This is a genomic window from Paenochrobactrum pullorum (genome assembly GCF_041929845.1).
Lineage (GTDB): Bacteria > Pseudomonadota > Alphaproteobacteria > Rhizobiales > Rhizobiaceae > Paenochrobactrum > Paenochrobactrum pullorum.
The window spans coordinates 1-22,539 of sequence record NZ_JBHEEH010000024.1 but is presented as its reverse complement, the minus strand read 5'-3'; the positions used below and the strand labels follow the sequence as shown (position 1 = coordinate 22,539).

General features: G+C 52.6%; 18 protein-coding genes and 2 pseudogenes. 14 read left to right on the top strand and 6 right to left on the bottom strand.

All coding sequences use genetic code 11. The annotated features are described in order from the left end of the window. Positions 1-269 precede the first annotated feature (269 nt). Positions 270-467: a hypothetical protein gene (locus tag JNC77_RS16625; protein WP_152027228.1), complete on the bottom strand. Its 198-nt coding sequence runs from the start codon at positions 465-467 to the stop codon at positions 270-272. 553 nt (positions 468-1,020) lie between these two features. Beyond that, positions 1,021-2,118 (bottom strand): IS630 family transposase, encoded by a 1,098-nt coding sequence (locus JNC77_RS16620; protein WP_374834521.1) that lies wholly within the window; start codon positions 2,116-2,118, stop codon positions 1,021-1,023. 222 nt (positions 2,119-2,340) lie between these two features. Here JNC77_RS16620 and JNC77_RS16615 point away from each other — a divergent pair, with 222 nt between their 5' ends. From JNC77_RS16615 to tnpC, 14 genes and pseudogenes are all read left to right on the top strand, one after another. Then, entirely contained in the window at positions 2,341-3,195 is an 855-nt protein-coding gene (locus JNC77_RS16615; RefSeq protein WP_374834519.1) for a BrxR family helix-turn-helix transcriptional regulator, read from the top strand. Next, positions 3,192-6,608 (top strand): DEAD/DEAH box helicase family protein, encoded by a 3,417-nt coding sequence (locus JNC77_RS16610; protein ID WP_374834517.1) that lies wholly within the window; start codon positions 3,192-3,194, stop codon positions 6,606-6,608. Before JNC77_RS16615 ends, JNC77_RS16610 begins: the two co-directional genes overlap by 4 nt. Then, positions 6,608-8,128, top strand: coding sequence for a type I restriction-modification system subunit M (locus tag JNC77_RS16605; protein WP_374834515.1), 1,521 nt, complete (start codon positions 6,608-6,610; stop codon positions 8,126-8,128). Before JNC77_RS16610 ends, JNC77_RS16605 begins: the two co-directional genes overlap by 1 nt. Further along, a complete protein-coding gene (locus JNC77_RS16600) occupies positions 8,125-9,297 on the top strand; it encodes a restriction endonuclease subunit S (RefSeq protein WP_374834513.1) in 1,173 nt (390 codons plus the stop codon). The genes JNC77_RS16605 and JNC77_RS16600 overlap by 4 nt, the downstream gene beginning before the upstream one ends. Further along, positions 9,294-10,223, top strand: a complete 930-nt coding sequence (locus tag JNC77_RS16595; protein WP_374834511.1) for a DUF5655 domain-containing protein — start codon at positions 9,294-9,296, stop codon at positions 10,221-10,223. Before JNC77_RS16600 ends, JNC77_RS16595 begins: the two co-directional genes overlap by 4 nt. A 9-nt stretch (positions 10,224-10,232) precedes the next feature. After that, a complete protein-coding gene (locus JNC77_RS16590) occupies positions 10,233-10,748 on the top strand; it encodes a hypothetical protein (protein WP_374834509.1) in 516 nt (171 codons plus the stop codon). Continuing rightward, complete coding sequence (locus JNC77_RS16585; RefSeq protein ID WP_374834507.1) at positions 10,741-11,769, top strand: DUF4917 family protein; 1,029 nt, start codon at positions 10,741-10,743, stop codon at positions 11,767-11,769. Before JNC77_RS16590 ends, JNC77_RS16585 begins: the two co-directional genes overlap by 8 nt. Then, positions 11,766-12,749, top strand: a complete 984-nt coding sequence (locus tag JNC77_RS16580; RefSeq protein ID WP_374834505.1) for an EVE domain-containing protein — start codon at positions 11,766-11,768, stop codon at positions 12,747-12,749. The genes JNC77_RS16585 and JNC77_RS16580 overlap by 4 nt, the downstream gene beginning before the upstream one ends. A 14-nt stretch (positions 12,750-12,763) precedes the next feature. Beyond that, positions 12,764-13,810 (top strand): AAA family ATPase, encoded by a 1,047-nt coding sequence (locus JNC77_RS16575; protein WP_374834503.1) that lies wholly within the window; start codon positions 12,764-12,766, stop codon positions 13,808-13,810. After that, entirely contained in the window at positions 13,795-14,454 is a 660-nt protein-coding gene (locus tag JNC77_RS16570; RefSeq protein ID WP_374834501.1) for an AAA family ATPase, read from the top strand. The genes JNC77_RS16575 and JNC77_RS16570 overlap by 16 nt, the downstream gene beginning before the upstream one ends. Then, entirely contained in the window at positions 14,454-15,386 is a 933-nt protein-coding gene (locus tag JNC77_RS16565; RefSeq protein WP_374834499.1) for a hypothetical protein, read from the top strand. The genes JNC77_RS16570 and JNC77_RS16565 overlap by 1 nt, the downstream gene beginning before the upstream one ends. 299 nt (positions 15,387-15,685) lie before the next feature. After that, complete coding sequence (locus JNC77_RS16560; RefSeq protein ID WP_374834497.1) at positions 15,686-16,033, top strand: transposase; 348 nt, start codon at positions 15,686-15,688, stop codon at positions 16,031-16,033. Then, positions 16,030-16,380, top strand: a complete 351-nt coding sequence (tnpB, locus tag JNC77_RS16555) for an IS66 family insertion sequence element accessory protein TnpB (protein WP_374834495.1) — start codon at positions 16,030-16,032, stop codon at positions 16,378-16,380. The genes JNC77_RS16560 and tnpB overlap by 4 nt, the downstream gene beginning before the upstream one ends. An 82-nt stretch (positions 16,381-16,462) precedes the next feature. Then, positions 16,463-18,012: pseudogene (gene tnpC, locus JNC77_RS16550) on the top strand (IS66 family transposase). A 15-nt stretch (positions 18,013-18,027) separates the two neighbouring features. On the opposite strand, the pseudogene JNC77_RS17670 reads toward tnpC, so the two are convergent. The 4 genes and pseudogenes from JNC77_RS17670 to JNC77_RS16535 form a co-directional block, all read right to left on the bottom strand. Further along, positions 18,028-18,141: pseudogene (locus JNC77_RS17670) on the bottom strand (transposase); the annotation flags it as partial. Positions 18,142-18,568: 427 nt separating this feature from the next. Next, positions 18,569-19,798 carry a quaternary amine ABC transporter ATP-binding protein gene (locus JNC77_RS16545; protein WP_374834493.1) on the bottom strand — a complete coding sequence of 410 codons (1,230 nt, stop codon included), beginning with the start codon at positions 19,796-19,798 and terminating at the stop codon, positions 18,569-18,571. Continuing rightward, positions 19,798-20,658 carry an ABC transporter permease gene (locus JNC77_RS16540; protein WP_374834491.1) on the bottom strand — a complete coding sequence of 287 codons (861 nt, stop codon included), beginning with the start codon at positions 20,656-20,658 and terminating at the stop codon, positions 19,798-19,800. Before JNC77_RS16540 ends, JNC77_RS16545 begins: the two co-directional genes overlap by 1 nt. Positions 20,659-20,779: 121 nt before the next feature. Beyond that, the gene (locus tag JNC77_RS16535; protein WP_374834489.1) at positions 20,780-21,793 is read right to left on the bottom strand and encodes an ABC transporter substrate-binding protein; all 1,014 of its coding nucleotides are present in this window, start codon (positions 21,791-21,793) and stop codon (positions 20,780-20,782) included. Positions 21,794-22,539: the final 746 nt, after the last annotated feature.

The following is a 22,539-nucleotide window of genomic DNA, read 5'->3' as shown; positions in this document are numbered from 1 at the left end:
CTCGCCCATTCCGTCTTGCTGACTTCGTCAAACCAGGCATCGAGTGCAGCCTTTACGGCCGGCTGCTCTTTCTGCCCCGTGAGGCTTTCGACAAATTCGCGCAAAGTACGGCGGGCAATAATCCTCATCTGCCACCTATAGCATGGGACCAAAACGGTCACAAGAGAAAACTGCATCAGCCCGGCCCAGGGAGTCTGCGCCGGGTGAAACTCACGTTCATGTCAGTAGCCAGAGTGGCCAGCTGTTAGGCGTCTTGGCGGAGACAGAGACTACTTGTGGAGCTGTTTCCGTGTCATGCGTTCCAGCGCGATCTTCCGCTCGAACTGCTCGCGGGCGATCTGGCGGCCGATTAACCGAGCGATTGACTGGATCGCTGCGTCGGTGCGGGCAAGATCGTTCCGTCCCATTTCCTGTCTGGTCGAGGGCGATATTACCTTGATGCTGATCCGGTCCCGTTTAACTGCCATAGTCTCCATAATTCCATGCCCGGAAAGGGCAGGGGGCATCGAAGCGTGGAATGCCAAGCAAAGGAAGGTCTCGCGGCTCTCCGTACGGTGAATAGGATGCCTTGGAGTAGAAAAGGGATGGGTCACTCAGAGTCGGAGAGAGGGTGAGTGAGGCCCATATGCTCGATTCGTACTCGGTCGATTGGTCGTTTTTGACCCTGCGTAGACCTAGCTTGTAGGGCATTAAACGACCGCTATGCGCCAAAAATCGGTCGTTTGAACGAATTTGGCGCGATCTGTAAAGCTGTCGTTCGTTGCGTAACGTGCGAAGGACTATAGGGGCGGAAAGCGGACCTTCGCCGTACGTGTGAGAAGGTCACCGGTCGATCAAGGAAGCAGACGTTCGCTCGTGAATCTGCAGAGGAACCCACTTCAAATGACGCGCGGGACCTGCCGCGCCCAGAAGGCAACAGCCGCTGATGAACCGGTCGGCGCACTGTCCACCGAGAGCCGCTAAATCTGCTGAAAGCTTGCCAGCTACCTCAGCGCTGAATCGACCCCGGGCGATGCCGACCTAGTCACCTGAATCTGAAGTTCGGTTCATTGTTTTTTGGCAGAAACGCTTGACCGAAGCGAGGATTTGGTCGGCGGATTTGACCCACTTATATGGGGTGGGGTTTTCGTTGTGGATTTCGAAGAAGGCGTCAATGTCGGCTTCCAGTTCTGCGGTTGAACGATGTACGCCGCGCTGCAACTGCTTTCGTGTCAGTTCTGCGAACCACCGCTCTACCTGATTGATCCAGGATGCCGACGTTGGTGTGAAGTGAACATGCCAGTGTGGGCGGCGCGCGAGCCAGGCCTTGATCCTCGGCGTCTTGTGGGTCGCATAGTTGTCCATTACCAGATGCACGTCCGGCCCATTGGGCATTTCGGCGTCGATCCGCTTCAGGAAGTCAAGGAATTCAGTCGCCCGGTGACGCTTGTAGCAACGACCTATCACCGCCCTAGTGGCAATGTCGAGCGCGGCGAACAGCGATGTCGTGCCGTTGCGGACATAGGTATGGGTACGTCGTTCGGCGACACCTGGCGCCATGGGCAGCACAGGCTGCTCGAGATCCAATGCCTGGATTTGCGATTTCTCATCCACGCAGAGCACAATCGCCCGGTCTGGTGGCGACATATAGAGGCCGACGATGTCCTGAACTTTATCGACGAAGAGCGGATCAGAGGAAAGCTTGAATGTCTCGGCACGATGCGGCTGCAAGCCAAATGCGCTCCATATCCGACGGATGGTGGTATGCGAGAGGCTGCTGTTAGCTGCCATCGAACGAATGGACCAGTGCGTGGCATCCTTGGGAGTGGTGTTCAATGTACGCTCGACAACTTCAGCAACCTGAGCGTCTGAAACAGTTCGCGGTCGACCCGTACGATATTCATCTGTCAGCCCTTCAATGCCATCTTGCACGAACCGGCGGCGCCACTTGCCAACAGTGTGCTCGTGAACACCCAGGCGTTCGGCAATGTCCTTGCTTTGCAAACCCTGCGCGCACAGCAATATCATCCGGCATCGATCTGACAAGGAGCGTGGCGCTCTATGCCGACGCACCTGAGTTTCAAGGAAATTTCTATCTGCGTCACTCAGAACGATGACGTCCGCCTGCCGGCCAACCATTGGTCAAACTCCTGCACTTGTGATAGAAGAAGAACAAATGAAGCTTACTTTGGTTCCAGGTGACTAGCTGGAGATCTGATCTGAAATAGCGCGAACCGTATTACCGAGTAGATAGTAAAGGCGTTTGAGATAAGTAGCGGTCAGTAGGAACAACTCTGGACTTGACGCAATTGCGGATAAAAAATATACGTATATTTACTATTTGCTATCTAGAATCGAGTCATGTTTGCCTCCGAACTGAAATGGGCGACGGAACAGAGGTTCCAGTTTATCGAGTACCATGCCTTCTGGCTTGGTAGCCTGAACCGTGTCGACCTCACCTCGCATTTTGGTATCTCGATACCCCAAGCTTCCAAGGATATAGCAGCTTACCAATCGCTATACCCGGAAAACATCAAATACGATCACAGTGAGAAGCGGTACTTTGTGACCAAGGAGTTTGCGCCTCGCTTTATTGAGTTGAAACCAGATGTATTCCTCAATGGCCTGCTGAGAGAGGCAAATGATTGCAAAGAGACCGCACTGCTTCCAACTGAAGGTATCCCGGTTCCAAAACGGCTGATTGATCCGTTGGTGCTGCAATCTTTAACTGAGTGCATTGCAAACAATCAGTCGGTTGAGGTTCTTTATCAGTCGATGAGCCGCAGCAAACCTGATGCGATCTGGCGCCGTATCACACCCCACAGTTTTGCAACTGACGGGCTTCGTTGGCACACGAGGGCCTACTGTCACATCGACCAAAAATTCAAAGACTTTCTACTGTCAAGATGTCTGGGTTCCCGGCAGCCTGGCGCACCTGCCGCATCAGTGCATGACGATATTTTTTGGAACAAGTCTTTCGAGATTCGACTCATGCCCAATCCTGCGTTGTCCGCTTCGCAGAAGAAGGTAGTGGCAACCGATTACGGCATGACTGATGAGAGGCTTACAGTGTCCACCCGAATGGCCATGTTGTACTACTTTGAGAAGCGTTTGCGGTTGGACGTGGCGCATCTTATGAGCGATCCAGGTGAATACCCGGTGATCATTGAGAACAAGTCGGCTTTCGACGCCGCTGTCGAGGAGGCGACGAAATGACTGCCTCCAATTTCGACTTCCTAAAGGGCCACTGGCCAGAGATTGCTGTTCTCGGAGCAAGGGCTGAGAGCTACGTGATGCTCGATGCCCGAAGTGCGATCTTCAATCTTCGGCTTTTGGCAGAGAATCTCGTGAGGGACATCTATCAGGCACTTCAGCTGCCCAAGCCCGTCAGACCGACTCAAATAGACCTTCTTACCAACAGCCCCTTTACTGCCGTTGTACCGAAGGTCGTGCTGAACAAGCTGCATGCCATCAGAAAGTTCGGCAACAAAGCTGCGCACGGGGATGACGTTTCCCGGAATGACGCCCTATGGTTACTCAGGGAAGCTCACGATCTAAGCAAATGGGCCATCGTCAACTACCGCAAGGTCGATCACCGAACGCTGCCGGCCTTCGAGCAGCCAAAGCTGGAAAGCGTCGGCACCGAACAACAGCCGCTCACCCAGCAAGAGAAACAGACCCTACAGAAGCTGGCTGCTCAGGAAGAGCAAATAGCCACACTTCTGGCAGAGGTCGAAAAGTCCCGCGAGAAGGTTGAAGCAGCAGAGAAGAAGGCTGACGAACTTGCAAGCCTCGCCAAATCCGCTCAGCAGACGGCCGACATCCTCGAGTTCAACGAGGCGACGACACGCTCGCGCATCATTGACAACCTGATCGCCACTGCGGGATGGAATGTAGCAACCGGCGAAGCTTCGACGAATGAAGTCGTGAAGGAAATGGAGGTCGACGGACAACCTACTCCGTCAGGCAAAGGTTACGTTGACTATGTTCTGCTGGACGCGGACGGTTCGCCACTCGCTGTTATTGAAGCGAAGAAAACCTCCGTCGAACCGGAAATCGGTCGCAAGCAAGCGGTGCTGTATGCCGATGCTCTGGAGAAGAAGTACGGGCAGCGTCCGGTCATTTTCTACACCAATGGATACGACGTCTGGATGTGGGATGATGCAGCCGGGTATCCGCCGCGAAAGGTATTTGGCTACTATTCCAAGGACAGCCTTCAATATCTGGTCAAGTTCCAGCGCAAGAGCCGCAAGGATCTCAAGTCGCTGGTGCCGCAGGAGCGGATCGTCAACCGCCTTTATCAGATCGAGGCGATCAAACGCGTATCCGAGCGCTTTACCGACAAGCATCGCAAGGCACTGATCGTGCAAGCAACAGGTACCGGCAAGACGCGTGTAGCGATTGCACTTGCGGAACTTCTGATCCGCGCCGGATGGGCGAAGCGGGTGCTTTTCCTGTGCGACCGCAAGGAGCTCCGTAAACAGGCGAAGAACGCTTTCACTGATTTTCTCGATTCAGAGCCGATCCGTGTGGTCAATTCGCGCGTCAGCGGCGCTGCGACGGAGCGGATCTTTATCTCCACCTACCCGGCGATGTTGAAGGTGTACCAGTCCTTCGATGTCGGGTTCTTCGACTTGATCATCGCCGACGAGTCCCACCGCAGCATCTACAACATCTATGGCGACCTCTTTCACTATTTCGACAGCCTCCAGGTCGGGTTGACGGCGACCCCGGTCAATTTCGTGACACGGTCGACCTTTGGTCTGTTCAATTGCGAAGGCATGTTACCAACCTTCAGCTACGACCTGGAAGAGGCAGTTGGCGAGAAGCATCTCGTTCCCTTCGAGGTCATCGATCACACCACGCAGTTCCTGCGCGATGGGATCACGCTTGACGGCCTGACCCAGACCCAGATTGAGGAACTGGAAGCCCAGGGCGAAGATCCGAATGACTACGATTATTCCTCGGAACAGATCGACAAGGCCATCTACAATCGCGACACCAATCGCGTGATCATCCGCAATTTGATGGAAAACGGCATCCGAGATTCAAACGGCCAGACCATCGGCAAGACCATCATCTTTGCGCGCAATCACGAACACGCCATGCTGATGAGCCGACTGTTCGACGAGATGTATCCCCAATATGGCGGGAAGTTCTGCCAGGTGATCGACAATTATGACCCTCGCGCGGAAAGTCTGATCGACGACTTCAAGGGCACGGGTACCAACAGCGAGCTTACCATCGCCATTTCGGTGGACATGCTGGATACCGGAATCGATGTGCCGGAGATCGTGAACCTCGTCTTTGCCAAGCCGGTGCGCTCGCCGGTCAAGTTCTGGCAGATGGTGGGACGCGGCACACGGCTCTGCCCTGATCTGTTTGGCGCCGGCAAGGACAAGACGGTCTTCCGGATTTTCGACCACTGGGCCAACTTCAAACGTTTCGAAGAGGGGTACAAACCTGTCGAGCCGACGGTATCAAAATCACTGCTCCAGCAGCTGTTCGAACAGCGCATTCTACTAGCCGAAACAGCGCTGCAGAAAAGCGAAATCGCCGTCTTCGATCATGTGATCCAGTTGATCGCTGCCGACATCAACGCGCTCGATGAAAACACCGTCGCCGTCCGCGAAAAGTGGCGGGAGAAGCGCTCGACTGCCTCGCTTGAAAACCTGAAGCGGTTTGACCCCGGTACGGTGTCAGTCCTGCGACAGACCATTGCGCCACTAATGCAATGGCGCGATATCAGGGGCAAAGCCGAAGCGCATGCTTTCGACCTGCTCGTATGCAAGATCCAGATCGCGGTCCTGCACCAGTCCGCCGAGATTGCGGATTTGAAGATCGATTTCCTTGATCGGTTGGGCTCGCTCCAGATGCATCTCAACCCGGTCAGGGAAAAGGCTGAGGTTATCAAGAAGGCCAAGTCCGATGTCTTCTGGAATGGCGTGACGGTGATGGGCCTTGAAGCCGTGCGTGAACCGCTGCGCAGCATCATGATCTATCGCGACCGCCAGAAGCCCGGCGGCAATGGCCCCAAGATCATCGACATCACCGAAGATGCGAGCCTTGTGCAGTCCTCACGCCGCAGCGCCTCGCTTAAGACCGTGGACATGGCCGCCTATGAGCAGCTGGTTGAAGCCGAACTGAAGAAGCACTTCGAGACCAATCCGACGCTGAAGAAAATCCGCGCTGGCGAGGCGGTGACATCTGAGGACCTCAACGCAATCATATCGCTGGTCTTGACCCAGAATCCCGATGTCAGCCGCAGCGCGCTGGAGGATTTTTTTGCTTCCACCACGTTGCCGCTCGACATTACCATTCGCAAGATGGTCGGGCTCGAAGAACAGGCCGTGAAGGAAAAGTTTTCGGCTTTTGTACTGGGGCATCCCGAACTGACCGCCAAGCAGACGCGCTTCCTGGCACTGCTGCAAAACCACATCATCAAATTCGGTTTCATCACCATCGACCGGCTCTATGACCAGCCTTTCACGGTTGTGGATGCCGATGGTCCGGAGGGCATTTTCGACAAACCCGATGATATCGATCAATTGATGAAAATCGTGAATCTCTTTGCTCCCGCGCCGAAAGGCGACGGCGGAGCTGAAACATCCCAAGGAAAACTGCACTGATGGTCACCGGTGAACTTAAAAAGAAGATCGATGCGCTCTGGACCGAGTTCTGGACCGGCGGCATCACCAACCCGCTGACGGTAATCGAGCAGATCACCTTCCTGATTTTCGTGCGCCTGCTCGACGTGAACGAGGCCCGTGACGAAAACCGCATGAGGCGCAGCGGTACGGAGTTCAAGCGCCGGTTCTCGGCGGACGAGCAGGAGCTGCGCTGGTCGCAGTTCCGCCATTTGGGCGCTGACGAGATGCTGCCGCTGGTGCGTGACCGGGTCTTCCCGCATTTCCGCAAGGCTTCCGTCGGCACTACCTTCGCCGAGTTCATGAAGGACGCCCAGCTGATGATCCAGAAGCCCAGCCTTCTGGTGAAGGCCGTCAACATGATCAACGACCTGCCGCTGACGGTGGGCGATACCAAGGGCGACCTCTATGAATACCTGCTCGGCAAGCTGACCACGGCGGGTATCAACGGCCAGTTCCGTACGCCACGTCACATCATCCGCCTGATGGTGGATATGCTGGAGCCAAATCCCACCGACGTGATGTCCGATCCGGCCTGCGGCACAGGCGGCTTTCTGGTCGAGACGATGAACTATCTTCTCGAAAACCACACCTCACCCGAGGCGGTGATCGAGGAGACCGATCCCGAAACCGGTAAGACCGAGAAGATTTTCACTGGTGATCTGCTCGAAGACCATTGGAACCACATCCGCAACGACATGTTCCACGGCTTCGATTTCGACGCCACCATGCTGCGCATTGCCGCCATGAACATGATGCTGCATGGCGTCGACAATCCCGACATCCATTACCAGGACACGCTGAGCAACAGCTTCCCGGAGCGCTTTCCCAAATCCGCCAGCCAAGGCTTCGACATTGTCCTCGCCAATCCGCCCTTCAAGGGTTCGCTCGATTTCGAGGATGTCCATGCCGGGCTTCTGCGGCAGGTGAAGACGAAGAAGACGGAACTGCTGTTCCTGGTGCTGATCCTGCGCATGCTGAAAACCGGCGGGCGCTCAGCCACCATTGTGCCCGATGGCGTGCTTTTCGGCTCGTCCACCGCCCATGTGGCGCTGAGAAAGCTCCTGCTCGACCACAACCAGCTGGAAGCTGTGATCTCGCTGCCGTCGGGCGTGTTCAAGCCCTATGCGGGTGTGTCCACCGGCATCTTGGTCTTCACCAAAGGCGGGCGCACCGATGATGTCTTTTTCTACGATGTGGAGGCGGACGGTTTCTCACTCGACGACAAGCGCGATCCGATCGAGGCAAATGACCTGCCCAATTGCATCGCGGCGTGGCGGGACCGCGATCCGAAACGCGACACGGACCGGACGCAAAAGGCCTTCTTTGTTCCGGCCAATGACATCCGAGAAGCGAATTACGACCTCTCGCTCTCCAAATATAAGGAGCGCATCTATGAGGAGCAGAAATACGATCCGCCGAAGCTCATCCTAGAGCGGATGAAGACTCTGAATGACGACATCGCCAAAGACCTCGCCGAACTTGAGGGGATGTTGGGATGACTGCGACTGAGCAGCTTGGGCAAGTCTTCAAAATCAGCAAAGGCAAAAAGGCGGCAAAGGTCATCGATGAGCCGAATGCTGGCACATTGCCCTATATTCAAATTGATGAGGTCAGGGGAACCCGGCCTTCAAAGTATGTAATTGATCCCAAGGCAGTCGAGGTAACGGAAGACGACCTTTGTATCGTTTGGGACGGGGCGAATGCTGGAACTGTTGGCTACGGAGTGAAAGGGGCGATCGGCAGCACAGTGGCCCGGATGCGCCTGAAGCAACCTGAAAAATGGGAACCCAGATTTCTTGGCCGGTTGCTAGGATCAAAATTCCAAGAACTGAACGATCAGGCGCAAGCTCGCGGTGCAACAATTCCTCACGTCGACAAGGCTAAACTCGAAGAGATCGTATTCCCGAAAATTCATCGAGACGAACAACGCCGGATTGCGGCAATCCTCGACAAGGCCGATGCCATCCGCCGCAAACGCCAGCAGGCCCTCGACCTCGCCGATGATTTTCTGAAGTCGGCCTATGTGCATTTGGTTGGGCACCGCAATCCCGCTTACGCTGAGTGGATGCCTGAAACAATCGAGAAGCTTGCGCAGGACAAGAAGGGCGCAATCAGATCAGGTCCTTTTGGCAGCGCGCTTCTTCACAGCGAGTTCGTCGACGAAGGGGTCGCAGTTCTGGGAATCGACAATGCTGTGCAAAACCAATTCGCGTGGGGACAGCGCCGGTTCATCACCGAAGAGAAGTACGAAGAGTTGCGCCGGTATCGAGTTTTTCCTGGTGACGTGATCATCACGATCATGGGGACCACGGGAAGGTCAGCGGTTGTCCAGGACGACATTCCAGAAGCAATCACAACGAAGCATCTTGCTTCAATAACTTGCGACACATCCAAGATTTTGCCCGAAGTGCTGTCCTTCGCAATCCACTCCGATCCGATGATCATCCGCCAGATCAAACAGCACAACAAAGGCGCGATCATGGATGGACTGAATCTCGGGATTATCAAGCAACTTGTTCTTCCGAAGCCCCCAATGAAACTCCAACAGAGGTTCGCCGAAGCGCTTCGCAGCGTGTCGAAACACAGAAAACAAATTAGTGCCGAGCTCGGCGATGGAACCGAATTATTCGCCTCTCTTTCACAACGAGCATTCCGGGGGGAGCTATGAGCGATCTGAAACTCTTCCGGATCGTTGGCACGGATGTCTGCGAAGTTCATGGCACCTCGCTGGCGCTGGAAAAATCGCTGCAGACGTTGATCGAGCAGAACCTGGAGACCTTTCTCGGCGTCCGCTTCCTGGCGTCGGAGTTTTCCACCGGCCGCGACCATGGCGGGCGGATGGACACGCTCGGCATTGATGAGAATTCCTGCCCCGTCATCATCGAATACAAGCGTTCCTCCAACATGAACGTCATCAACCAGGGCCTGTTCTATCTCGACTGGCTTGTGACGCATCGCGGCGATTTCGAGATGCTGGTGCTGAAGAAATTCGGCGAGAAGGCCGCGCAATCGGTCGAGTGGTCATCGCCGCGCCTGATCTGCATCGCCGGTGATTTTTCCCGCTATGACGAGCACGCCATCAAGCAGATGAACCGCAACATCGAACTCATCCGCTATGTGAAGTTCGATGACGACCTGCTGCTGCTCGAACAGGTCAATGCCGTTTCCGCCCCGCTGAATGGCACGGTCGCCAGCGACAAATCGGAGACCGAAGCCGGGACCGGGCAGAAGATCAAATACACGACCATCTCCCAATCCCTCGACAAGGCGGATGCCGCACTGCGCAACCTTTTCGACACAGTGAAGGAGCATCTGGAAGGGCTGGGCGACGATGTCCAGTTCAAGGCTCTGCGGTTCTATTTCGCCTTCAAACGGATCAAGAATTTCGCCTGTGTCGAGATCAAGACCCAGGAGCGCAAGCTGATCGTCCATGTGAAGGTCGATCCCGACACCATCACGCTGGAAGACGGATTTACCCGCGACGTGCGCACTATCGGCCATTTTGGCACCGGCGATCTGGAAATCACCATCCGCTCGATGGACGATTTCGAAAAGGCCAAGCCGCTGTTCGACCGCAGCTATGAAAATGCGTGAGGTGGTGTGATGGCTGAACTCCACACGCTCACCCTTCCTGGCCCGATGCTTCAACGCGGGTTCTGGCTCTATGTTTGGCGGATTGATACGCTGAGGGGTGAGCGCCTTTATGTTGGTCGCACCGGGGACAACAGCAGCCCCTATGCCACTGCGCCCTACACGCGGATGGGCCAACACCTCGGCTTCATAAAGGCATCAAACAGTCTTCGCCGCTTGCTGACAGAACAAGGCATCGAACCGGAGCAATGTGCCCAGTTCGATCTGGTATCCTATGGGCCGATTTTCCCCGAGATTGGGAAAACCGAGGAGCAAGAACACGGCGAGCAGATGGAACTGCACAAGCCCGTTCGCGACCGCATGGCGGCGCTGGAGCGAGACTTGCGCAACGCATTGGCTGATGCCGGCTATGACGTTCTGAACCTGGTGCGCAGCAAAGCGCAACCTGATCCGGACACATGGCGGGATGTGCTGGCAGCGTTTTCCGCCAACTTCCCCAAGCTGAAGGGAGGGGCAGTCAATGAGTGAGATCCCGATCTACAGCTTTGAAAAATGCCTGAAGATGGCAGGAGACAGGAAACACATCCTGCTTGGTAACGGTTTTAGCATTGCCTTGAAGCCGGACATTTTCAGCTACGGTTCACTTTATAGCAAGGCCGACTTTTCCACTGTCCCTAACGCCGCCGAAGTCTTCAAGGCGCTCTCGACACAGGATTTCGAGGCCGTGATCCGGCTACTCGTCGACATGGCCAAGGTCTTGAAGTGTTACAAGGACACCTCGCCGGAACTTGTCGAACAGATCGAGAGGGACGCAGCCTTGATCAAAACCATCCTTGCCGAAGCTATTGCTCGGAATCATCCGGACCGGCCCTATGACATCACAAATGAGCAGTATGCCGCCTGTCGCGCATTCCTCTCCCGTTTCGAACATATCTACACGCTGAATTACGATGTGCTACTTTACTGGGCGCTGAAGCATGATGAAGTCGATGAGCTTCACATCCGATGCGATGACGGGTTCCGTCATCCTGAAGGAAACGAGGGTGCTCCCTATGTTTCCTGGCAGGACAGTAACTCTCCGACCGTGCATTTCTTACACGGTGCCTTGCACATCTTCGACGCCGGGTACGAGATCACCAAATACACGTGGTCAAAGACCGATATTCCGATTGTCGAACAGGTTCGCTGCGCGCTCGATGAGGAGAAGTACCCCCTCTTCGTCGCGGAGGGACATAGCCAGGACAAGCTCGACAAGATTCTGCACAGCGCCTACCTGCACAAGGCGCTGAGGAGCTTCTCCAGCATAGGCGGATCGCTGTTTGTCTTCGGACATTCGTTCGATGACAATGACGATCACGTTCTGAAGAAAATCCCGGAGGGCAAGGTCACCGATCTCTGCGTTGGCCTTTATGGCGATCCCAACTCTGCAGACAACAAGCGGATCATCACCAAGGCATTCAGCTTCATGGACTTCCGCGCTGAATCTGGCAGGAAGAACAAGCTCAATGTCCACTTCTTTGACGTTGGCACGGCAAGGGTGTGGGGATGAGGCTGGACAAGATCACTCGTGAAAACCGCCAGGTTTGGGTGCGCGCCTTCTACGGCTTCAACCCGGAAGAGGCTGGATATATCGGCTTCACGCACGAAGCCCAGCGCGAAGACATGCTGAGCAAGATGAAGGACGGTGATCTTGTCCTCATTTATGGCGCTGTGGACTCTCTCACCGACGCCGATCTGCAGAGGCAGGCCTTCGGGTTCATGGAGGTTGTGCGGGAGCGATGCCATGACGTGGACCGCCAGAATGAAGAATCAAAAATATGGAAGCTAGATCATGGCTTTCAGGACCGGTGGACCTATGGAATAAAAGTTGTCCGTGCTTGGCGCATCTCGAACCGGGTTCACATCAAGACCATTGCTCCCAAAGCGTATGATCAGAAAAAGCGGTTTGAGAGGACGACCAAAGCCGTCCTGCTAGAACCGGACGAAAAGCGCTGGGCGCTCAGTCATCACGTCCGGCAGGTGAATGTCTTTGGTGAACCGGCCATCGCGGCGGATGACCTCGTCAGCGCCTACATGGATGATGTGCTCACGCCATCAAAGGGTATTCTTCCGAGCTTCGGGGACAGCACCTCAACGCATGAAGATGGCGAGAACTACCTCTACCTGATGAAATTGTCAGCCAATGCGGAAGCGCTGCTTGGAAAAGCGGGCCCCCATGTCGGCAAGGCTCTGGTGAAGGTCGGCAGATCGAATGATCCGAACCGGCGTTTGAAAGAAGTCAATGGCGGTTTTCCAGTGTGCGCAGTTTGCCGGTGGGAACTTAAACATAACCAGCCATTTGAAGACGGCGAAACCGCTCATAACCACGAGACCGAGTTAAAGGAGAGTTTTGCCATGGAATTCACGTCTCAGGCGGGCGAGTTCTACACTGGCGAGTGGTCCGCGATGGAGCGGGCTTTCCAAACCTTCTGTTTTTCCAAGATACCGAAAATTCTCGCTGCGGCCGGCAAGGCTAAAGGAGTGAAATAGCAAATGAGATTGTCATGCGACTGAGCCGGATCGAGATCGAAAATTTCAAGGGTGTTGGCGTCAGGCAGGTCATTGAGCTGCGCCCAATCACGCTGTTGTTCGGCCCCAATAGTGCGGGCAAGAGCACTATCCTTCAAGCGTTGCATTATGTTCGCGAGATTCTGGAGAGGAAGAACCCCGATCCGGACCAGACAATTGCGGGCGGTCTGATTGATCTCGGCGGCTTCAAGAACTTGATCCACAATCATGATCTATCGAAGTCGATGACGATCAAATTGGTCATCGATTTGTCGGACGATCAGGGCAACGAATGGCTGCCGATCAACAACGGAAACTCGCTCGATGATCCAGAGTTTGAGAATCTTCGCATCCGGTACATCGTCGGTGAGAATACCGATCTGAAGGAATATGCCGTTGTCCAGAAGATCGGTGTCTCCCTGCAGATTCAATGGAGCGACCTGATCAATGCGTCTTACGTTTCGGCTCTGACTGTCGAGATGGACGGTGAACAAATCGCCACGATCAAGTCCCCTCCACAGCCCGGTCAGGCTCAGCTCACCGAGTTCAACTTACAGCATCCACTGCTGCTGCAGTATATGGACGCCGATGAAGAGCCTTCTCAGGACAAGAATGAGAACGACCCACTTGGCACCAAACTGGGTATCGAGATTTGGGAGCTTTCCCGTGACATGGCCAGATCCACGGACTTGAAACGTGTCAGTGAGTTTCGCATCGCTGCTGCATCCGTCATTGGCGCTCTGCCGGATATCAACAAGCCTTGGACCTTGGAACTGCGCGATCCGGAACCGAAGAAGCTGGAACTGGAGGGCAGCACGCCTCGCGTTCGCGACCTGTCTGCATTGCTCGACGAGTTGCTGCTTGGGCCACTGCGCATTGCACGCGACTACCTTTCGCAGATGACCTATATCGGTCCGCTAAGGGCATTCCACCCAGGGCTTTCCGGCCCCAGGGTTCACCGGATGAGGGGCGTTGGGCACAGGGGCTCGCAGCGTGGGACCTTCTCTATTCGGACACCAAGGGCAAATTGCTTAGCGAAGTGAATGCCTGGCTCAGTGGTGAGGACGGTCTGGGGACCAATTACGAAATAGCGAAGTCGGAATATTTGGAAATACCGGTCTCGAGCCGTATCGATCAGTTATTCAAGCGTGGCATAAACGAAGACGACATCGGAGAACTGCAGGAAGAGTTTCAGAAACTGGGGACGCGAACCGAGATTGTTTTGCGTGACGCGGTGAAGTTCATTAATGTTGCCCCAAGCGATGTGGGTGTTGGCATCTCCCAGATGATCCCTGTCATCGTTGCTTGCCTTCGCGACAGGGATGGAATCCTGGCAATTGAGCAGCCCGAGCTTCACATCCATCCGGCAATTCAGGTCGGAGTTGGGGATCTTTTCATTCATGCGGTGATGCCGGGTGAACAGTCTTTCGGTTCAGGCAAAACGCTTCTGGTCGAAACCCACAGCGAGCACATCATGCTGCGGCTGCTGAGAAGAGTCCGGGAAACCACAGAGGGTCAACTACCACCGGGAGTGATTTCGCTCACGCCCAGCGATCTCTCCGTGATTTACGTCGAGAGCACGCCGGACGATGTCCTCTTTCGCCAGCTTCGCGTGGACAGTGACGGTGATTTTGCCGACCGCTGGCCGAATGGGTTCTTCGCGGAACGTGCGGAGGAACTGTTCTAATGTTGGCGGAATACGCGGTAGAACCGGAAGCAATTGGATCAGATTGGAAAAACTTCAAGGACCTAATTGATCGGTTCGGGTCGGACAAGGGCCGGCTGATTTCTCGATTTCCCAGCAAATGGGAAAAGAAAGTAGTTCAAGCTGCAAAAGCCGCCGGGGTTCCTGAGGTGCGGATGTTGAGCATTGTCGAGCGCCTACGCAACGAAAAGCATAAGGTGGCGGATTTTTGTCGAGATTACGATCATGCATTAGATTGGATCGGCAACGCACTTCGGGAACATGGCGAGCGACCGTCTCGAGCCATAATCTGCGAGTCCGACGCTAGTGGATGCCGTGAGGTACTGAAGCCTGACGATTGTGCGGACGCTGAGCCTTTAATGAGAGCGCCTCTCAGCCAAGATATCACAAGGGTTCCAGCCGATATCGCTGCTCCACTAATCATGCTTGCAGCGGCGGCAAGAGAGATCGATCTCGTAGATCCGTTTTTCGATCTGCGAGGGTCAAATGGCGACTATCAAAGCCCGCTTATGGTTCTGCTTGCTGGGCTTGCGGCGATACCCGTGTCTCCCAGGACGTTAAGAATACACTTTCGTACGCACCCTTCGCGACCACCCACTCAAATGCTCGCACGAGACAGTGCGGCTCGTACTGCAGGCGCGATACCTCCCGGATTTACGGTCGAGCTTTACGAATGGGAGCAAATCCAAGGCGGCGAAGACCTGCATGATCGCTTTTTTCTCACGGACGTCGGAGGGGCAATGATTGGCGCGGGTTTCGCAGCAGCCGGAGGCGCTGAGACCGCTAGTTTTTCACTGCTTGATTATGCACATGTGCAGCAATTGCGAAGCCGTTTCACGTCCGGCTCAACTATTTACAGGCAGGTTGGTTCGACCGTTTGTCTCCATGCAGACGGCAGCACCGAGCTAGTTTAGAGCCCAATCTCACCTCTAAATCCCTCTGACCTGGCAGTGGGGGGAAATACTCCTCTAGATGTACCATCCGTGAAATTCCCGCGCTTAGGCACGAACGACCGGTTTGTGAAGGTGCATCGCAGCGTAGATTCTATAGCGCAATGTCGGCAGTGGGCCGGATGTGCTCGACAATCGAACGTAAGCGGTGTTTTCTCCCCACCTTGTTCCTTCCCTTTTGATTTGTGATGGACTTTTCATGGATTACTTAAGGGAGTTTCCCCATGGGGACTACGGTGGAGTTTCTCACCCCAGAGAAGAGCTTGGGCGGGGGCCGTCATAAATGGACGCCGGAATTCAAGGCCAGACTTGTTTCAGAAGCGCTGCGGCCTGGTGTCCGTGTTGTTGATGTCGCGCAACGCTATGGTGTACGGGCAAACCGTTTATCGATGTGGCGAACGCTGGCTAAGCATGGCCAACTGGTTTTACCCGCGCGAGAAAAGGAAATTGAATTCGCAGGACTTGTGATCAGCGATACCGTTTGCGAACAAGCTGGCGTAGATCAAAGCCGGCCGGAGATAAGCATCGGTCCCGTGACGGTTCGGCTCGAAGCAGGCGCATCGGTTGCCCGTATTGTTGCAGTCGCACGTGGATTGACGGTTCCAGCATGATCTTTCCTTCCAATCGCGTTCGGATCATGGTGGCAACAAAACCTGTCGACTTTCGTAAAGGCCATGATGGTCTGGCATCACTGGTGAAGAATGAATTGCGCAAGGATCCGTTCACAGGAACTGTATTTGTCTTCCGCTCGCGCAAAGCAGATCGGTTAAAGCTGATCTACTGGGACGGAAGCGGGATGGTTCTGGCTTATAAACGTATGGAAGCCCATACATTCAGCTGGCCGGAGATCCGGGATGGGCTGATGTCATTGAACCATGCGCAGTTCGAAGCCTTGTTTTCAGGGCTCGACTGGCGGCGTGTGCGTGCTGTGGAGACACGAGCGCCGGTGACTGTTTGAGTGACAACGGATAGCTGCGGCAAGGTGACTCTGACGACAAATTCATCAAGCAAATCAAGGCCGAATTTGGTAAGTTTTGCCAATGTTGAACGCTGCCGATCTCCCAAATGATATTGCTGAATTGAAAGCGATGCTGATCGCAGCAACTGCGCTCGGGCTAAGCAAAGACGACCGCATTGAACGGCTGGAAAAGCTTGTTGCGTCTTTCAAACAGACCGCATATGGGCGCAAGTCAGAGAAAAGCAATCCTGAGCAGTTCGATCTGGCACTGGAAGATCTGGAAGCCGCGATCGCCGCCATTCATACTGAGGATGAAGCGGATACACCTTCAGATAAACGAATATCCAAACCGCGTTCCATCAATCGTGGTTCTCTGCCAAAGCATCTTCCGCGTATTGATGAAGTGATTGAGCCGGAAAGCCTGATCTGCGTCTGCGGTGGGTGTCTGCATTGTATTGGCGAAGATGTTTCTGAACGATTGGATGTGATCCCTGCTCAGTTCCGTGTCATTGTCACGCATCGTCCAAAATATGCATGCCGCGCCTGTACGGATGGTGTTGTGCAAGCACCAGCTCCAGCCCGACTAATCCCGTCAGGTTTGCCAACAGAGACAACTGTCGCCCATGTGCTGGTATCCAAATATGCCGACCATTTACCTTTGTATCGTCAAGCCCAGATTATGGCGCGTCAGGGCGTAGATATTGATCGCTCTACGCTGGCCGACTGGGTCGGACGGGCAGCTTACGAATTACGACCTGTTTTTGATGCGCTGATTAGTGATCTCAAGCATTCCAACAAACTCTTTATGGATGAAACGCGTGCACCGGTGCTTGATCCGGGATCTGGCAAGACTAAAACAGGCTACTTCTGGGCTTTGGCACGTGATGATCGACCATGGGCCACCTATGCAGGCAGCAATGCACCGCCTGGTGTTGCCTTCACTTATGCGCCAGGACGGTCTGGACAATATGCTGAACAGATATTGCAGGGCTTTACAGGTATCCTACAAGTCGATGGCTATGCGGGTTACAATCGGCTGATCGCGCCAGAGCGTGTTGGCTCCAATATACAATTGGCTTACTGTTGGGCTCATGCGCGTCGCAAGCTTATTGAGATCACGCGCACAGGCACGTCCCCGATTGCAGAAGATGGTGTAAAACGGATCGGTGAACTTTAAAAATCGAGGCAGAGCTACACGGTCTCAACCCGCAAGCGCGCCTGACAGCCCGTCAGGCACAATCAAAGTCGCTGATCAATGACATGGAAACATGGCTTGCTCATCACCGTGCGCGCGTGTCTGCAAAAGCACCATTGGGCGAGGCGTTGAAATATATCGCCAAATACTGGGACGGCTTGTGCCTATTCCTGTCTGACGGCCGCGTTGAACTGGATAATAACAGTGTTGAACGAACAATCCGGCCGATTGCTCTCAACCGCAAGAATGCACTTTTTGCAGGCCATGAAGCAGGTGCTCATAATTGGGCTACGATCGCCTCGCTGATTGAGACCTGTAAACTAAATAACGTCGATCCGCAAAAATGGCTGACCCACGCGATCACTGCAATCGTCAATGGCCACAAACAAAGCCACATCGACCAACTCTTGCCATGGAATTATTCCGACAAGGTGTGATTGAAACACCGCTTACGAAAGACCTATGCCGAGATCTTCTGCAATCTCCTTACGGGTTCGACCGCTTGTCTCAGCAAGCCGCACTGCTGCTCGCTCAAATTCCTTCGTAAAATCTGCTCGCTTCGTCATGTAAGTTTCCTTTCAACTCAAGAAAACCTCTCCACTTTTACGAAGCAAGTCCAATGTGACATTGCGCTCTTTTTCGGAGATTGTCCCGTTTAGGGCACCTTCACGGACTATATGTATCATTTACTCCCCACAAAAAAAGTCCTGCTCAGCGCTATTTTTTGCCGAACAGCTTGTCCTTCACTCCGAATATGCTGTCGAGCGATATGCTTTTATTGGTTGGCGTGTCGGCCGGTTGCTCTCTGATATTCGCGTCCACCACGGGGCTGGCATAAATACGTGGCTGGAATTGCGTTGGATCGGAAGGTTCGCGCCTGACAAAATCACGCCAGCGGGGAGATTGCCGCAATAAAACAATAAATCAGTCACTGAAACAAAAGTCTCAATGACTGATTAAAATTGTCAGACGCTCTTTGAAAGGCGTTATTTTTTAAATCTTAGGGTGATTTTTGGCGTTATCTTGATCCATCGGATCAGAATTGTCGTTTTTTTCCGGTATCAGGGCTTGCCCCAGTTGTTCTTGTGTTACAAAGCCTGCAATCTTGTCGTCGTCCATAACGACCAACGGTAGATCATTGCCCATTGCTATGGGTAGTGCATCGAAAAGTGGACTGCCGATTTCAATCTTGGGCAGCTCTTGAGCTAAATCAGATAGAGTTTGTTTTTTGCTGCTGTTTTTGACTGCTTCGCTCAGCATATCTTCGGTCAAAACGCCACGGAAAACATTGTTATGATATACATAGCCATAAGCTTCACCGGTTTTACGCATTTCTTCTAATGCGCGGTCAAGATTATCATGAGTAATGCGCAACGATGGAGCACGCGATAGGGTATCAATATTCAATACTTTTGCTCTGTTGACGTCGCGTACGAAATCGCTGACATATTCATCAGCTGGATTTAGCAAGATATCATTTGGTGTGCCGGTTTGAACGAGAATACCGTCTTTCAAAATCGCTATTCGGTCTCCAAGACGCAAAGCCTCATCAAGGTCATGGGTAATAAAAACGATTGTTTTATTCAACTCGGCCTGTAATTCTACAAGCTGATCCTGCATCTGACTACGGATCAGCGGATCAAGCGCCGAGAAAGCCTCATCCATCAGCAAGACATCCGGATTATTGCATAGTGCTCGTGCCAAGCCGACCCGCTGCTGCATGCCTCCGGAAAGTTGATCAGGATATTGATGTTCAAAACCCGCAAGGCCAACCCGTTGCAGCCATTCTTTGGCTCGTGCCTCTCGTTCTGCTTTTTTTATCCCCTGAACTTCCAAACCATAGGCTGCATTTTGCAAGATCGTTCGATGGGGCATCAAGCCAAAACGTTGAAAAACCATGCCAAGCTTTTTACGACGAAACTCAATGAGCTGGTGTTTGTTAAGCTCTAATATATCCTCGCCGTCATAAGTGATCACTCCGTCTGTCGGATCAATAAGGCGGTTAAAATGACGGATCAAAGTTGATTTCCCAGAGCCGGAAAGCCCCATAATGACAAAGATTTCTCCCTGTTTGATAGACAAGGAAACATCGTAAAGTCCGACTGTATGCCCAGTCTTTTCGAGTATTTCTTCTTTAGTCATGCCTTGCTTTAGCATTGGCAGAATGGATTTCTCGTCTGGACCAAATACTTTGGTAACGTTCTTCAGTTCAATCATCACCATCATCCTCCCTTATGTGGGCGACGTGCTTGCAGACGACGGCCAAAACCCTGAGTAATGCGATCAAGTACAATCGCCATGATGACGATAGCGAGCCCGCCTAAGAGACCACGGCCAGCATCATTACGCTGTAAGCCCAATAAGACAGTTTCACCTACGCCACGCGCACCGATCATCGACGCGATAACCACCATTGCCAGCGCCATCATCATGGTTTGATTGATACCCGCCATGATTGAAGGCAACGCAAGCGGGATTTGAACGCCACGCAAAATCTGTATTTTTGTGGCGCCAAATGAACGTGCTGCTTCAACCACCTCGGAATTTACATGACGAATTCCTAAATCCGTCAGGCGGATCAATGGAGGAGCTGCATAAATCACTGTGGCTAAGACTGCAGGAACTTTACCTAAGCCAAACAACATGGCGGCAGGGATGAGATAAACGAAGCTTGGAATGGTTTGCATCAAATCCAGTATGGGGCTTAAAATAGCTCGGAAACGTGAAGAGTTGGCGCAAATAATACCAAGCGGTAATCCAAGAATGATAGAAATCAACAATGAGACTAGCATAATAGCTAATGTCTGCATTGCCGGTTCCCACAGGCCAAAACAGCCAATCAACCATGTGAGAAAGGTAAGCAGGATTGAAAGCCAGATATTTCGAGTACTAAGCAAAGAGGCACATAGGACAACGGCCAGTATAATAACAGGCGGGCTTGAGCGTAAAACACCTTCAATAAACAGCAATGGTTTGAGAATAGAATTTGTAATGGCTTCGAATGCATCGCCATAATTTATGACAAGATATTCTACAAATTCATTGGTGCTTCGCGCGATTGGTTTTCCAAAATCAAAAAACATATTGGGATCTACTCCGCAGATTACGGGCCATTACCTCGTTTGAAAATCTTTGTAATGGCCCTCTATATGCGCTGCTCAATGACCGGTTCAGGTCATTAAGCAGCGCAAGCTCATAGTCTGATTACAGAGCAGCATCTATGCGCGATGCGATATCCTCGGAGACCCAGCCGTGCCACTGCGTTTTTTCATTTTTAAGAAAATGAAGTGCAGCTTCTTCGGCAGTGCCGCCATTGTCTTGCATCCATGCAAGCAATTCAGAAACTTGTTGGCCCGTTGTTTCGTAGGCTTTTAGAAACTCAGTGATTTTTGGTGCGTCTTTGACAATTTCAGGCTTAGCGCTGATTGTAACCTCAATCACGGGAAAGGCAGTGGCTTCAGTAACGGCCTCGGGTCTAGTTTCTTTTTGAAGCTCATCCCAGATTTTTTGATCAAACTCCGGCTCTTCGAGCATCGTCACTTGATCGCCGACTTTACCTAAAAACCATGTCGGTCCCCAATAATAAAACAAGATTGGACGTTTGCGTAACAGGGCTGCTTCAGCGGCTCCAACAAGTGCAGAACCCGAACCAGCACGGAAATTGACAAAGTCTTTGTTAAGCTTGTAAGCGTGAAGTTTCTTAGTGGAAACTTCCTCAGCGCTCCAGCCAGCCACTCCATTATAAAACCGGCCTTTACCGGGTTCTTCTGGGTCCGCAAAAAGGTCTTTATATTTAGCCAGATCAAAGACAGACTTTAAATCGGGTGCAGGTGCATCATCGCCAGTGATCAAATAGTTGGGCACAAACCAGCCTTGAATGGCATCGGCGTAGTTCACACCAAGATCAATAACAGTGCCGGCTTCTATTGCTGGATCGTAAACTTCCCGCACATTCTCCCGCCAGATTTCCATGGTGATATCAATATCGCCACGAATTTGACCATTAAGAAGAGGAATTGTGGTGCCGGGAATAATATCGGTTTTGCAACTATAGCCTTTTTCCAAAATAAAGCGTGCAATCTCCGTATGGATGGCATTTGAATCCCAGTCCAGACCTGCAAAAATAATGGGCCTGTCAATTTCACAGACTTCATCCGCTTGTGCATTTATAGAAGTAATAAAAGAGGTCGTCGCGCATAATGCTGCGAGCGCGCCCACTTTAATAACGTTGCGCATATATTATCTCCGTTTGCCCCGCTGTTAACGAAGCTCAAGAGCCGGTCCGAGAACCGACACTCATTGAGTGATGGCCAGTAGACGGAATGCTATTGGCCGAGCGAATGTCCGCCGATGAGATCCAGCAGACTAAAAACAGAATGCCCGCGATGGAAAAACGAGCTTTCAATCAGTCACAATCTTTGGAATTTATTGACTGAGCCTTTAAACTTAGCGGTTGATGAGCGCTATGTCAAAATTACTTTTGCTTTATGATTTATAAGGAGGTTTAATTAATACAATTTCTGAATTAAAATCCTAAATAACTGTGATACAGAAAATTGATTTTAATTTAATTAATACTTTAATTTGAGTTTTTAATATTGTATTGTATTTAATCATTAATTGCCTAATTCTTCATCGGCAAGCGTTGCTATTTCGCGAAATGTTTTAATCCAACCGCTTTCCAGATAATCTGGCGATTATGCTTTGGAATTTTACCACAGCAGGATTGTGAATATAATCACGCCATTGCCGAATATCGGTTGCTAATTCCATGGCAGATCTTGGGTTTAAAATACCGGTGTCATTATCGCGATGCAGGCGCACGCGGCGGCAGATAAAGGGTAGGGCTGTGATAATGCACAGCTATTCATAAAGCGCACCTGCAGTTTGGACTTGCTTCGTAAAAGTGGAGAGGTTTTCTTGAGTTGAAAGGAAACTTACATGACGAAGCGAGCAGATTTTAC